The organism is Nautilia sp., from assembly GCF_053994455.1.
Genome location: NZ_JBMYAU010000124.1, coordinates 1 through 11,542, shown reverse-complemented (window position 1 = coordinate 11,542; position 11,542 = coordinate 1). Strand labels below are relative to the sequence as shown.

The following is an 11,542-nucleotide window of genomic DNA, read 5'->3' as shown; positions in this document are numbered from 1 at the left end:
TCTTATAATCTTTTTGGTTTATAATGCATTCCGCCAGTATTTTAGCCGAATGCATAGCGTAATATATCCCTTCAAAACTTAAAGGCATTACCTGTCCTGCCGCATCACCTACAAAATAAACATTTTCTTTTTGAATAATAATGTCTTTTTGCCAGGTGGGGATTTTATAGCCTTTGGGTTTAACGGATATATTTAAAAATTCACATAAATTTTTAAAATTCTCCCTGCTGACGGTACCTATGTGAGTCAAATTTTCATGAGGGAACGCCCAGCCGTAATATTCTCCGCCTATATCGAAATCGAAGAAAAATTCGCAGGTTTTTACGTTATACTTATCCGTCCTTGCGTAATGTGTTATTGTGGAGGGAATTTTAGGAAGATTAAGTGTTTTTCTGACGGTTGAATTCACACCGTCCGCGGCGATTAAAATATCGTATTCGAAAGGAATTTCAACCGGTCCGAATCTTACGTACGCTTTGCTGTTTTTAATATGTTTGAATCTTCCGTAATATATTTTAGCACCCGCGTTTGCAGCGAGTTTTCTTAATGTTTCGTCAAATTCCCATCTTTTTACAATCGATAAATTTTCACCTTTAAGGTTGATTGAAATGTTTGTGTTTTTGTATTTCATAATTACGTAATTTAAGGAGTGTTTAATTAAATTTTTTGGAATATCAAATTCCTCGAATATTTTTGTTTTAACTCCGCCTCCGCAGGGTTTGTCAAATTCAGGATCGTTTTGGATTAACGTTACTTTGCAGTATGGAGCTAAAATTCTGGCGGCCGTTGATCCTGCCGGGCCTCCGCCTATTATCAGGATTTTCACTGCGCCCTGTCCTTTTTGTAATTAAAGGGAAGCTCTTTTTTTCTTTCGGGCAGTATTTTAACTGCGGCCCACTGGCCTTCTTTATAATAGATTTTAAAATTCGGATAATTTTTAAGTTCTGAAATTTTTATAAGTTTTGCATTTAATTTATGTGCGCTAATATAATTTTCAACATGTGTTTTTGTCAGGATAAAATAGCTTGCAAGTACGTATCCTATATAAACGGTTACAAACATAATCTGGGCGGTTCTTAGGAATCTGAATTTTTTCATCAGCCCCATAAAAAAGAAAACAATCACTATTGCAAAATAGATCAGATTAAATTTCCCGAGACAGTAAATCGCAAAGATTTTTATGTTTTCATTCGGAGATGAAATTAAAAATTTCAAAACATATGGGAAAAAGAACCCGATAAAAGATAGCGTGTAAAATACCATTTGCCGCATTTTAAGCCTTAAATGGGAAATACCCTGATTTTGTCCGTGTTTAAGTTGCGTCTTAGAGTCTCTTCTATTGCAAAAAGTGTCGCCCCTCCTGCACTGCTGCATGCCGCACACGCACCACCGTATCTGATAAACACATGGGTTTCTCCGTTGCTTTCCCTGACATCCAATACTTCCGCCATTCCGCCGTCAAACGCCAGCATAGGTAAAATGTCTTTTTGTATTACTTTTTCAATAGCTTCTATTTTTTCTTTTAAATTCATTTCTTCAAAGTTCATTAATTGCCTTTTTTTGTTAAAATATACCGTAATTTTGAAATTTTATCAAGAGAGTTTATATGTTGGAAAAAATCGATAAAATAAAGCCGCTTGTTTATTCCATAGAGTTAAGGGATCCTTATACAAAAGGGCACAGTGAAAGAGTCGCAATTTATGCGAGCGAATTTTTAAAATTTTTCGGTTCCGAAATGAAAAACATTGAGGATGTCTATTTTGCCGGCCTGCTTCACGATATAGGTAAAATTGCAATTCCGACTGTGTTTTGCTTAAACCCTCCGCTTTGAATACGCAAGAGTATGAAATTATTAAATATCATCCTGTTTTAAGTGCAAATCTGGTGAATAAAATGTCGGAGTTTAGCTATCTCGGTTCTATTGTAAGACATCATCATGAAAATTATGACGGAAGCGGATATCCGGACAGGTTAAAAGGGGAAAACATTCCTTTTTTCAGCAGGGTTTTGTCTTTGGCCGATGTGTTTGACGCCCTGACAACGGACAGAATTTACAGAGAAGCGTTCGGTTTTGACGATGCCGTAAATATTCTTAAAAATATGAAATATAAGTTTGATCCTGAACTTTTTGAAAAGTTTTTAATATTTATCAGACAATTCGGAATAATCAGCAATAATCTGTTTCATATTGAGAAAAAAAACGAAAAACTGCTTCAAAAACTGAGATACAAGGTGTTTTTTGAGGATACCCTGACGGGACTGTTAAACAGAAATGCCCTTATGCTGGTATTAAGAAGAGCGGTTGAGAGCGGTTTTAAAATTACATTTGTGGAACTGAATGTTAAAAATTATCAGATTCTGCATAAAAAACACGGCATTGAAGAAGTGGAAAAAATTATAAAACGTATTTCAACGGAAATAAAAAAAACATTTACGACACATTCGGTAAATGAGGTTTTGAATAAAAAAGACGTTTATGTTTTTAAAGAAAACGTGGTAAGGTTTGTTTTTTTGGGATTTTGTGGAAGCGAAAAATTTTTAAAAAAAATAGAGCCTTTTTTTAATTTAAAAATAGACCATGCCGAAATTGATTTGGATATTGTGTTTAAAGAAAAAGAGCTTGATTATAATTTTGAAAAACTGATAGATTACATTATATAAAATAAATGCCGAACTTCATAGGCCCGTGGGCGCCGAATACCAAAAAACTTTCAACATCGGCTGTTTTTGAAGGTCCCGATATGAACACCCCCGGATTTTCAACTGTTTCAATCGTTTCATGCATTGTGGGAAATATTTTCTGAGGCATCTTAACGGCCACGTTTTCACTTAGGAACAGATCTTTTTCATACTGCTCGATCCATACAGCCCCGTTTTCGGCGACTCCGAATTTCGCTTCGGTTACATACCAGTCATCAGGAATTTCGTTCAATATTTCGCCGCCTGCAAGTTTTAAATTTTTAATAAATTCATCCACTTTTAACCTTTTTGCATTATTATATTAAAAAAATAAGGAAATTTGTATGAGAGGTATGGGAATAGGGAAAGGGATGATGGGAAAAGGTATCGTCTAAAGGTGGTATGGCTAAAGGCTTTTTCGGTATGATAGGAGGCTTTTTTAAATTTCTGTTTTTCGGGGTGTTTTTTATAATTTTACTTATTGTGGGGCTTGTTTTCTTTTTTGCTATGAGAAAAAAAATAAATCAGACGCAAAATTTCAGCGGCTATAAATCAAATCAAAAAGATGAAAATGTAATTGATGCTGAGGTTATAGATTCTCATCCTGTTATAAAGAAATAAACCTCTCTTTAGGAATCGCCGGGAGGGCTTTGTATCTGCTCCATTCCTTAGCCGCGTTCTTAAGCAGCGGTTTTGGTGTTAAACGTAAAATCGTGCTGAAGAGTTTAAATATTTTAGGCGAATGCATAGCTTTTTCGGCTAATTTCATTCCTGCATTTTCCATTTTCCATTGTTCATTGTCCATTGATTTAACATAGTGTCTCATATTAATAAGCTGTTTTGTAAACGGAATTTTGACCGGGCATACCTTCTCACAGCTTCCGCAAAGCGTACACGCAAACGGCAGGTCCGAATATTCTTCTTTATCGGTTAGAGGGGCGAGCAGGCTTCCGATGGGTCCCGGTATTGTATATCTGTAAGAATGTCCGCCCGAGCGTCTGAATACCGGGCATGTGGTAAGACAGGCCGAACATCTTATACATTTGAGTGTTTCTTTAAATTGGCTTTTGAGTCTTTCAAACCTTCCGTTATCGACTAATATTATAACCCTTTTTCCGTTTTCTTTTTTACCGAATATTGAGGTGTAGGTTGTGATTTTCTGCCCCGTGGCGCTACGGGTGAGCATTCTTAAAAACACTCCCAAATCTTTCATATTCGGAACGATTTTTTCAATTCCCACGCTTATTATATGAAGAGGGGGTAAAACGGCGCCTAAATCCGCGTTTCCTTCATTGGTGCAAACCACCGCCCATCCTTTGTCGGCTACAAGAAAATTTGCACCGCTTAGCCCCGCATCAGCTGAGAGAAACTCTTCTCTTAAAAGTTTTCTCATTTTATGTGTCAGATAAGTCGGGTCTGTATTCGTTTCGCCTAAAATTTCGGCAACGTCTTCTTTTGTGGTGTGGATTGCAGGTAAGACGATGTGAGACGGTTTTTCACCCCTTAGCTGGACTATTCTTTCACCCAGATCCGTATCAATTACCTCAATTCCGTTTTCATTGAGGTATTCGTTAAGTTTGCATTCTTCTGTCAGCATCGATTTTGATTTGACCACTTTTTTGGCGTTGATTTCTTTTAGGTATTTCAGCACCGTTTCATTGTGCTCTTTTGCGTCTTTGGCAAAAACAACCTCAATCCCGGCGTTTTTTGCGTTTTTTATAAATTCATCCACAAAAGAATGCAGGTTTTCAATTACATAATCTTTAATATCCGAAGCCCTATTTCTTAACTCTTCCCACTCTTTTACTTCTTTAATTGCTTTATCTCTTTTTTGTCTTATAGCCCAGAGACTTTTGTCGTGACGCGGGCCTTTTTGTCTGTAAAATTTTACGGCTAACTCATAATGTTTCATCCAGACTCTCCAGCAGAATCTCGCTTATATGTTTAAATTCGGCGTTAATTCTCTCTTTTTCGGCTATACCTTTTAAATGCATAAGACAGCTCATATCAACGCCCGTAATTACGGGGATAAAGTTATATTTCCAGTTGTTTAAGAGATCGTTTAGTTTTTTTTTGCCGATAATATAGCTCATTTCGCCTTCTTTTACGCTGTAAACTCCTCCGAATCCGCAGCATTCATCCCTCGTAGCTTTAATTACTTCGCAGCCGAGCACTTCTTTTATTTTATTTTTATAAGGAATGTTAAGTTCGCTCGGTGCCGCGATATCAAGGTGTCTCATTGAATGGCATGAATTGTGAAGTATTAAGGGTTTACGGTTTTTTGCAAGGTTTAGATGGTTTTGTGAATGTAAAAAGTCAATAAGTTCGTATGTTTTCGGTGAAATTTTTAAGTTTTGGGATTTTACGGTGCTCACACAGCTGCTTGAAGGTGAGACAATACAGTCGAATTCTCCGAATATTTTATCGTATATATTCGGAAGTGTGGTTTCAAATCCGCTGTTTATAAACGGCTGGCCGCAGCATGTCTGGTTTTTGGGAATTGTTATGTTGTAGCCTAGATTTCTTAAAAGAAGCGTTGAAGCTTTTGCAACATGAGGAAAAAGCTCGTTGATGTAACAGGGTACGTGAAGGGCTATTTTCATACCTGTTCTTTTAGTTTGTTTAAAAATTTTACTGTTTCTTTTTGATGAAAATAATCTTTTATACATTCGTTTATTGTTTCACTTAAATCTATTTTGTTGTTTTTAATTATTTTTATAATGTCTTCGTTTAATATTGGTATTTTTTTATTTATAACGTCCCATACTATATTGTAATCTATTCCGAAATATCCATGCACTATAAAATTCCTGAAATCAACTATTTTTTTATATTCGTTTGGTAAAAGATTGTTTTTGATTAATATATTTACTATTTCTCCGATAATTATCAGCTCCCTGATAACTGCATCTAAAATTATTTCATTTGATATTAAATCTTCTACATTCAAAATTTTTTTTGTATATCTGTTTATTTTGTCTGTCGCTATTAAAATATCGATAATATATAACGATAAATCCCTAAACATATATTGCGTCTTTTTGTATTTCTTTTTTTATATAATGTCTTAAAGATGTTTTTATAGCTAAATCTACAGGCAGTTTTAAATTTTTTTCTAAATACTGTTTTAATTCAAAAAATTTATCAAAATCACTGGGCATATCCACAACAATGTCAATATCTGAAGAAGAGGTGGGTTCGTTTCTTGCGTATGAGCCCACCAGTAAAATTTCTTTTACACCGAAATTTTTTTGTAGGTATTTTTTATTTTTTTTTAACAGATTTAAAACTTTTTGTCTGTTTAACAAAATTTTATCCTTTTTTCTCTGTTAATAAATTATAAATGGCTTTTGCCGCTTCTCTTCCGTCCCTTGCCGCGGTTACCACTAAATCCGCACCTCTTATAGCGTCGCCGCCGGCAAATATTTTTTTGTCTTTTGTCTGATAGTTTTTATCTACTTTTATTGCACCCCATTTGTCGAATTCAACATATTTTTTTAAAAAATCCAGTTTTTGATGGGAAAATCCGAGGGCAAAAATAACAATATCACATTTAATTATAAATTCGCTATTAGGAACAATTTCAACTTTTTTGTCTTTGATTTCGGTTTTTTGCATTTCAACGCCGATAACTTCGTAGTCTTCATTTACGATTACCCTTTTAGGCGTTGCGTTAAAAATAAATTTTGCACCTTCTTCTTTTGCATTGTAGAATTCTTTCCTGCTTCCCGGCATACTTTTTTCGTCTCTTCTGTAGGCACATGTGACTTTAAGAGCTTTTTCTCTTATTGCCGTTCTCACACAATCCATTGCGGTATCTCCGCCGCCGATTACAAGGACTTTTTTATCGTTTACATCTATATCGCATTTTTCACCGAAAAGTTTGTTTTGTATGTTTACAAGGAATTTCATTGCAGGATATGCGTTTTTGGCGTTTTCGTTTTCAATTCCCGGCATTCTTGATTTTTTAGCTCCTACACCTACAAATACGGCGTCGTATTTTTCATATATTTCATCAAATGATATATCTTTTCCGACAGTGGTCTGTGTAATAAGATTCATGCCGTTTTTTATAAGCATATCAACTCTTCTTTGAACTACATTTTTATCGAGTTTGAAGTTTGGAATACCGTATGTGAGAAGCCCTCCGGCTCGTTTTTCTTTTTCATATACATCCACGGCGATACCAGCTCTTAAAAGGAATGTGGCAATGCTGAGTCCCGCAGGTCCCGAGCCTATTATCGCTACTTTTTTATTGGTTGTCACCGGTTTGAAATTGAGTTTAAAACCTTGTTTAAATCCTTCTTCGGTTATATATTTTTCAATAGAGCCTATCGTAATTGCTCCGTATCCGTCGTTAAGTGTGCATGCACCTTCGCACAATCTGTCCTGAGGACATACCCTTCCCATAATTTCAGGAAAAGGTGAAGATTCGTTCGAAAGGTAAAACGCTTTTTGCAAATCCCCTTCGTTTACGGCTTTTAGCCAGAAAGGAATGTAATTGTGCAAAGGGCATCTTGTATGGCAGTACGGATCGCCGCACTGTATACATCTGCCTGCCTGGCTTGCCGCTTCGTCACTTTTGTATAAATTATATATCTCTTCGTATGAGTTAACCCTTTCGTTAACAGGTTTTTTGCTCGGATCTATTCTTTTAATCTGTATAAAGTTTTGCATTATTCACCCTTTTCAAGATTTAGAGGAACTTTTGTAAGCTCCTTCGGTCTTACTATCCAGAATTTGCTCAGTTCCATTCTGAAATTCTCAAGTATTTTTTTGGCTTTATTGCTGCCGGTTTCGTTTACGTATTCTTTTAAGAGTTTTTTGAGATAATGTCTCGCTTCGTCAAATTCGTCGATATCTACTCTTCTGGCTTCAATAAGCTCTTGGTTTATTTTTTCCGTAAACGTATGGTTTTCGTCGTAAATAAATGCAAGTCCTCCGGTCATTCCGGCACCGAAATTGATTCCGGTTTCCCCTAAAATAACAACGATACCGCCCGTCATATATTCACATGCGTGATCCCCGGTACCTTCCACAATTGCAAGAGCGCCTGAGTTTCTCACGGCAAATCTTTCCCCAACTTCTCCGGCTACAAACAGTTTACCGCCTGTCGCACCGTAAAGACACGTGTTTCCTGCAAGGGAGAAGTTTTCTTTGTATGTATTGGCCGTAATAACGATCTTACCTCCGTTCATACCTTTACCCACATAATCGTTTGCCGCACCTTTTAGGTAAATTGACACGCCGTTTACTAAAAATGCTCCTAAAGACTGTCCGGCCACACCTTTTAAGTTTATTTTGATACTGTCTTCTTTAAGACCTTCGTCTCCGTAATATTTGGCTATTTCACCGCTTATTCTTGCTCCGAAACTTCTGTTAAGGTTACAGATTTCTTTGTCTATGGTAATTGAAGTTGACGGATTTTGGATAACTTTGTTTACTTCTTTTAAAATTTCCTGTTCGAATTCGTTTTTATCGAAAGGTTCGTTAAACGCCACCTGCTGGGTATCTTTTCCGTCAACCCTTCTTAATATGTTTGAAAAATCAAATTTTTTGGCGAATTCGTCGTCTATTACTTTAAGAAGATGGCTTTTACCTATAATGTCTTCCATTTTTTCATATCCGAGATGCGCTAATATCTCTCTGATATCTTCGGCTAAAAGTGTGAAATAATTTATAAGTCTGTCAACCGTACCTACATAATGCTCTCTTAAAGCGACTTCCTGAGTGGCGATTCCCACACTGCATCTGTTAAGATGGCAGACTCTTAACATTTTACATCCGAGTACCGCTAAAACGGCCGTACCGAAAGCGTAACTTTCCGCACCTAAAAGCGCCGCTTTGACAATATCAAGCCCCGTTTTAAGCCCTCCGTCGGTTTGAAGATGAACCATTTCTCTTAAATGGTTTTCCTTAAGTGCGTTATGTGCTTCACTAAGACCGATTTCCCATGGGTTACCGGCAAATTTGATTGATGTAAGAGGCGCCGCTCCGGTACCTCCGTCACCGCCTGAAATGATGATTTTATCAGCATACGCTTTTGCAACACCCGCTGCGATTGTTCCCACTCCCGCGGTTGAAACGAGTTTAACGGCTATCTGGGCTCTCGGGTTTACCTGTTTAAGGTCGAATATAAGCTGGGCTAAATCCTCAATCGAATAAATATCGTGGTGAGGAGGAGGTGAAATAAGCGTAACCCCCGGCATTGTGTGTCTTAATTTCGCAATCAGAGCCGTTACCTTATGCCCCGGAAGCTGTCCTCCTTCACCCGGTTTTGCACCCTGTGCGATTTTTATCTGAATTTCTTCCGCACTTGCCAAATACGCAGGCGTTACGCCGAATCTACCCGATGCAACCTGTTTGATTTTTGAGTTTTTGATTGTTTTAAATCTTTTCGCGTCTTCGCCACCTTCACCGGAGTTGCTTTGTGCGCCGATTTTATTCATTGCTTCCGCAATGCACTCATGTGCTTCAGGTGAGATGGAACCTAAACTCATAGCGGCACTCGCAAATCTTTTGAAAATATTTTCAACAGGTTCCACTTTTGAAATGTCTATAGGCTTTCTGTCGCTTTTGAGTTCAAAAAAGTCTCTTATCATTTTTTTGTTTCTGCTGTTCAGGTGAGTTTTAAACTCGTGATAATCGTGTCTGCTTCCCGTAATTGACGATTTGTGAAGGAGTTTTATCGTCTTAGGGCCGAAGTCGTGATACTCTTCACCCACAAGGTATTTGTAAAAACCTCCGACTTTAAGGTTAAAGTTTTTCGCAAAGCTGTCGTCGTATGCGTTTTTGTGGGCGTCTCTCAGTCTTTTTTCTATATCTTCGTAATCAAGCCCTCCGATTAGGGATTTTGATCCGAAAAAGCACTCTTTTGTAAGGTTTTCACTAAGGCCTAAAACATCGAAAAGTGCGGAATTTCTGTAACTTGCAATAGTTGAAATACCCATTTTCGACATAATTTTAAGAAGTCCGCCGTTAACGGCGTTGTATATGTTTTTAAGTCTGTTTCTCATCTCAAACGTGCTCAGGTTTTCTTTTTTTATCTCTTCAAGGGCGGTTGCAAAAAGCAGATAAGGATATATAGCGTTCGCACCGTATCCGATAAGTACCGCGGCACTGTGGGAATCTATGACTTCACCGCTTACACATACGATTGAAACGAGGTGTTTGATTCTGCTTTCAAGCAGTTTTCTGTTGACAAATCCCACAGCCATCGCCATAGGGATGCTTAAGTGCTCTTTATCTGTGTTTCTGTCGTCGAGTATGACGATTCTTATGCCGTTTTTGACATCTTCGATAATATTTTCAGCGAGGTTTTCAAGCGCTTTTTTCAAGTCTTTTTTAAATGCCGTCGAGTAAAATTTATGTTTATAGCAGCTTTGGTATCTAGGCGAGTGTTCGTCTCCGTATGAAAGTAAAATATCGAATTTTTCTTTAATTAGTATAGGTGATACCGTTTTCAGTCTTTTCGCGTCTTCAGGCTTTTCTTCAAATATATCGTGCACCTCACCGAATCCCGTGTTAAGGCTCATAACGATTTTTTCTCTGATAGGATCGATCGGAGGGTTTGTAACCTGTGCGAATTTCTGTTTGAAATAATGCGCAAATGGTCTTTGTTTGCTGCTAAACGCCGCTATAGGAGTGTCGTCTCCCATACTTCCGACGGCTTCTTTTCCGTCTCTTAGCATAGGTTTTACAACCTGGTCTTTTATTTCAAGGGTAACACCGTGGTATTTCTGTTTTTCTTTTATGTCGTTTAGTTCGTATTCTTTTATGTTTGAAAACGGAACGTCGATAAATTCCTGGAGATATATCATATTGTCGTTCAGCCACTCAAGGTACGGGTTTGAGTTTTTAAGGTATTCGTTTATGTCGTCGTTGTAGAATATCTTTCCGTATTTGGTGTCGATTCCTATCATTTCGCCGCTTTGCAGCCTGTCTCTTTTTACAATGTTTTCTTCAGGTGTGTCAAGGATACCGTATTCGCTGGCAATAATGATTCTGTTGTCTTTTGTGATTACGTATTTTGCGGGTCTGAGTCCGTTTCTGTCAAGTACTACGGCTACATATCTTCCGTCCGTAATACTAACTGCGGCAGGTCCGTCCCACGCTTCAAATCTTGCGGAAAAATATTCGTAAAACGCTTTAAGTTTACTGTCTATATGAGGTGCGTTTTGCCAAGGCATAGGAATAAGAGCCCTTACGGCTTTAAAGAAATCCATTCCGTTTATCATTAAAAATTCCATCATTTTATCAAGTGAGCTTGAATCACTTTCATTGAAATCTATAACCGGGATGATTTTTTGAATTTCTTCCTGTGTGAAAACTTCCGATTTAAGTGATTCGGTTTTTACAAGCGAATTGAATCTGTTTGCCTGAATAGAATTGATTTCACCGTTGTGCGCTATAAATCTGAACGGCTGTGCGAGTCTCCATTCCGGAAGCGTATTGGTAGAAAATCTTTGATGGAAAAGCGCGAATGAAACTTTAAAGTCCTCATCCGCCAGATCAGGGTAAAACTCCTTGATGTGATTAGGCATTAAAAGCCCTTTATAGGCTATTTTTTTAGAACTGAAAGTCGGAATATAAAAATCGTCGTCGTTAATGGTTTTTTCTATTTCTCTTCTGGTGAGGTATAAAAGTGCTTCAAAACGGTTTGTGGCATTGATTGAATTCGGTACTATAAACACATGGTAAATATTCGGAAGTGTTTTAAGCGCAAGCTCTCCTAATGCGTTTTTGTTAACCGGTACGTTTCTGAAAAAAAGTACTTTTAAATCGTTTTTTTCACAAATGTTTTTGATTGTTTCTTTGTCTTTTTCATTTTTAGAAAAAATAACTCCGACTGCAAACAGCTCAG

The 11,542-nt window shown here is 37.3% G+C and carries 13 protein-coding genes; 3 read left to right on the top strand and 10 right to left on the bottom strand.

The window, feature by feature from the left end; translation table 11 throughout:
- From ACXJIE_RS08670 to ACXJIE_RS08660, 3 genes are all read right to left on the bottom strand, one after another.
- On the bottom strand, positions 1–826 hold an 826-nt coding region (locus ACXJIE_RS08670; protein ID WP_456480577.1), incomplete at its 3' end, for an FAD-dependent monooxygenase.
- Complete coding sequence (locus tag ACXJIE_RS08665) at positions 823–1,272, bottom strand: hypothetical protein (RefSeq protein WP_456480576.1); 450 nt, start codon at positions 1,270–1,272, stop codon at positions 823–825. The genes ACXJIE_RS08665 and ACXJIE_RS08670, both read right to left, overlap by 4 nt.
- An 8-nt stretch (positions 1,273–1,280) precedes the next feature.
- Entirely contained in the window at positions 1,281–1,547 is a 267-nt protein-coding gene (locus tag ACXJIE_RS08660) for a NifU family protein (RefSeq protein ID WP_456480575.1), read from the bottom strand.
- Positions 1,548–1,606: 59 nt separating this feature from the next.
- Here ACXJIE_RS08660 and ACXJIE_RS08655 point away from each other — a divergent pair, with 59 nt between their 5' ends.
- Both ACXJIE_RS08655 and ACXJIE_RS08650 read left to right on the top strand, forming a co-directional pair.
- Complete coding sequence (locus ACXJIE_RS08655) at positions 1,607–1,831, top strand: HD-GYP domain-containing protein (RefSeq protein ID WP_456480574.1); 225 nt, start codon at positions 1,607–1,609, stop codon at positions 1,829–1,831.
- Complete coding sequence (locus ACXJIE_RS08650) at positions 1,810–2,661, top strand: HD-GYP domain-containing protein (protein ID WP_456480573.1); 852 nt, start codon at positions 1,810–1,812, stop codon at positions 2,659–2,661. Before ACXJIE_RS08655 ends, ACXJIE_RS08650 begins: the two co-directional genes overlap by 22 nt.
- On the opposite strand, the gene ACXJIE_RS08645 is transcribed toward ACXJIE_RS08650, so the two are convergent.
- Positions 2,654–2,977 carry an LUD domain-containing protein gene (locus ACXJIE_RS08645; protein ID WP_456480572.1) on the bottom strand — a complete coding sequence of 108 codons (324 nt, stop codon included), beginning with the start codon at positions 2,975–2,977 and terminating at the stop codon, positions 2,654–2,656. The two genes, ACXJIE_RS08650 and ACXJIE_RS08645, sit on opposite strands and share 8 nt — an antisense overlap.
- A 104-nt stretch (positions 2,978–3,081) precedes the next feature.
- Here ACXJIE_RS08645 and ACXJIE_RS08640 point away from each other — a divergent pair, with 104 nt between their 5' ends.
- Positions 3,082–3,300 (top strand): hypothetical protein, encoded by a 219-nt coding sequence (locus ACXJIE_RS08640; protein WP_456480571.1) that lies wholly within the window; start codon positions 3,082–3,084, stop codon positions 3,298–3,300.
- Here the strand turns inward: ACXJIE_RS08640 and ACXJIE_RS08635 are convergent.
- From ACXJIE_RS08635 to gltB, 6 genes are all read right to left on the bottom strand, one after another.
- The gene (locus tag ACXJIE_RS08635; protein WP_456480570.1) at positions 3,287–4,591 is read right to left on the bottom strand and encodes a lactate utilization protein B; all 1,305 of its coding nucleotides are present in this window, start codon (positions 4,589–4,591) and stop codon (positions 3,287–3,289) included. The genes ACXJIE_RS08640 and ACXJIE_RS08635 overlap by 14 nt on opposite strands.
- The gene (locus ACXJIE_RS08630; protein ID WP_456480569.1) at positions 4,578–5,282 is read right to left on the bottom strand and encodes a (Fe-S)-binding protein; all 705 of its coding nucleotides are present in this window, start codon (positions 5,280–5,282) and stop codon (positions 4,578–4,580) included. The genes ACXJIE_RS08635 and ACXJIE_RS08630 overlap by 14 nt, the downstream gene beginning before the upstream one ends.
- Positions 5,279–5,707, bottom strand: coding sequence for a HepT-like ribonuclease domain-containing protein (locus ACXJIE_RS08625; protein ID WP_456480568.1), 429 nt, complete (start codon positions 5,705–5,707; stop codon positions 5,279–5,281). The genes ACXJIE_RS08630 and ACXJIE_RS08625 overlap by 4 nt, the downstream gene beginning before the upstream one ends.
- Positions 5,700–5,987, bottom strand: coding sequence for a nucleotidyltransferase family protein (locus tag ACXJIE_RS08620; protein ID WP_456480567.1), 288 nt, complete (start codon positions 5,985–5,987; stop codon positions 5,700–5,702). The genes ACXJIE_RS08625 and ACXJIE_RS08620 overlap by 8 nt, the downstream gene beginning before the upstream one ends.
- A 4-nt stretch (positions 5,988–5,991) precedes the next feature.
- Positions 5,992–7,356: a glutamate synthase subunit beta gene (locus ACXJIE_RS08615; RefSeq protein ID WP_456480566.1), complete on the bottom strand. Its 1,365-nt coding sequence runs from the start codon at positions 7,354–7,356 to the stop codon at positions 5,992–5,994.
- Positions 7,356–11,542: glutamate synthase large subunit (gene gltB, locus ACXJIE_RS08610; RefSeq protein ID WP_456480565.1), on the bottom strand; the 4,187-nt coding region annotated here is incomplete at its 5' end. The genes ACXJIE_RS08615 and gltB, both read right to left, overlap by 1 nt.

Bases quoted from the DNA above. Each gene is read 5' to 3' on its own strand.
- ACXJIE_RS08615 (WP_456480566.1), bottom strand. From the start codon at position 7,356: ATGCAAAACTTTATACAGATTAAAAGAATAGATCCGAGCAAAAAACCT.
- ACXJIE_RS08660 (WP_456480575.1), bottom strand. From the start codon at position 1,547: ATGAACTTTGAAGAAATGAATTTAAAAGAAAAAATAGAAGCTATTGAA.
- ACXJIE_RS08640 (WP_456480571.1), top strand. From the start codon at position 3,082: ATGGCTAAAGGCTTTTTCGGTATGATAGGAGGCTTTTTTAAATTTCTG.
- ACXJIE_RS08630 (WP_456480569.1), bottom strand. From the start codon at position 5,282: ATGAAAATAGCCCTTCACGTACCCTGTTACATCAACGAGCTTTTTCCT.
- ACXJIE_RS08665 (WP_456480576.1), bottom strand. From the start codon at position 1,272: ATGCGGCAAATGGTATTTTACACGCTATCTTTTATCGGGTTCTTTTTC.
- ACXJIE_RS08635 (WP_456480570.1), bottom strand. From the start codon at position 4,591: ATGAAACATTATGAGTTAGCCGTAAAATTTTACAGACAAAAAGGCCCG.
- ACXJIE_RS08655 (WP_456480574.1), top strand. From the start codon at position 1,607: ATGTTGGAAAAAATCGATAAAATAAAGCCGCTTGTTTATTCCATAGAG.
- ACXJIE_RS08625 (WP_456480568.1), bottom strand. From the start codon at position 5,707: ATGTTTAGGGATTTATCGTTATATATTATCGATATTTTAATAGCGACA.